Origin of the sequence: Jeotgalibacillus marinus, from assembly GCF_040801915.1 — a bacterium.
Taxonomy (GTDB): domain Bacteria; phylum Bacillota; class Bacilli; order Bacillales; family Jeotgalibacillaceae; genus Jeotgalibacillus; species Jeotgalibacillus marinus.
The window spans coordinates 1-232 of the sequence record NZ_JBFMIA010000316.1 but is presented as its reverse complement, the minus strand read 5'-3'; the positions used below and the strand labels follow the sequence as shown (position 1 = coordinate 232).

The following is a 232-nucleotide window of genomic DNA, read 5'->3' as shown; positions in this document are numbered from 1 at the left end:
ATGTACATGAACCCAACCTTGTTCGCCGACGGCTCCTTGTGATTCATCCAGGCCGTCCCCCATTCCATCGCGTTTTTATCGCCGCACATCGGATCCGGGTTGGCCGGATCGGCGTGACCTGGCATGCAGGTCCACTGCCCTGTTCCCTGGCGCAACGTCCGCATCTTGCCAGCATGATCCATGGCGACGACCGTTGCGTCTTTAGCGATGGCCTCGGGTGCCGCCGACAGCG

The 232-nt window shown here is 61.6% G+C and carries 1 protein-coding gene; it reads right to left on the bottom strand.

What is annotated here, in order from left to right:
* Positions 1-232: hypothetical protein (locus AB1471_RS19195; RefSeq protein ID WP_496350350.1), on the bottom strand; the 232-nt coding region annotated here is incomplete at both ends.